This is a genomic window from Vibrio sp. 1580 (assembly GCF_033340055.1).
In genome coordinates, this window is record NZ_JAWOVT010000064.1 from 1 (window position 1) to 1,171 (window position 1,171).

The 1,171-nt window shown below is 47.6% G+C and carries 1 protein-coding gene; it reads left to right on the forward strand.

Features of this window, described 5'->3' with window-relative positions; all coding sequences use genetic code 11:
- Position 1: 1 nt before the first annotated feature.
- Positions 2 to 1,171: O-antigen ligase (locus tag R7093_RS24020; RefSeq protein ID WP_318146860.1), on the forward strand; the 1,170-nt coding region annotated here is incomplete at its 3' end.

Here is a 1,171-nt window from a genome sequence, read left to right on the forward strand (position 1 = left end):
GATTGCATTTAGCTTTGCGTTAGGTATCGGTTGCTATCAGCTCGCGAGTAACCGCATTTTACGCTATTCAAAGCTAACCATCGGGTTACTGATCAGCGCGATCATCATGACGTTGCCAGTATTCTACCCCAATGCGGACAGCACTCTGGCAGCGAACAAACTTATCGGCCTGTGGAGTGGTTTCCTGTTTTTTGTTGTCTTACAGCAATTTCATTTCAGTAATAAGCATCGCCAACGGTTACTTTGGTTCATCGTACTGGCTGTCGTGCTTGAAGCTCTATTTGGTCTAACGCAATATCTTTTTCTAAAACCAGGGAATCCTTTCGGCTACGACACGATTGCTAACCGTCCGTACGGGATCTTTCAGCAACCGAATGTGATGGCTAGCTTTCTCGCTACTGGATTAGTCATTGCCAGTTACCTTCTAGCTCGTCAACCCTATAAGTATTCACGTAAGCTAAGCGACGTTTACCTTTTGTATGCCGTACCTGTTGTTACCTTGCCGTTGATTGTCGCGTTAGCTTCGCGCACAGGATGGCTAGCGACCATCATCGGTTTGTTGTTAGTGATTCCGTATATGTATCGCTTTGCAACCAAAGGCCGCTTTATTCGCTGGATCGCGGCTTTGGTTACGGGCTTGGTGCTCTCGTTCGTTGTAATGAGCATTGCATTCCCGGATGGAAGTGGACTGGCGGCAGAGAAAGTGAATATGGAGTCGCCTCGAGCGTACACTTTCCCTCAAACCTTGGATATGGTGATCGAGAAACCGTTCACTGGCTACGGTTACGGTAAGTTTGAATCTGAGTACATGCTGTACACCGCGCGCCAGCATGCGCTGAATGAGAACTATCCTGCAGGCTTGCCATCGATGGATCATCCACACAATGAAATGTTGTACTGGGGCGTAGAAGGTGGGCTTCTGCCTGTATTAGGCATAATCCTCGCAATGGGATTGGTTTTACATCGGATTTATCAAGCCAAACGTGGCACACGCCTAGCGTTGCTCGCGTTATTCATTCCTATCGTACTTCACTCTCAGTTGGAATATCCGTTTTATCACTCTCTCGTGCACTGGCTGATTTTCATCATTTTGCTGTATTGGGTAGACCAGCGTGTCTCGCGCTATCGCCAAGTTGGGTTTAGCAAAGTGACCAAAAGTCTACTGCGTGTT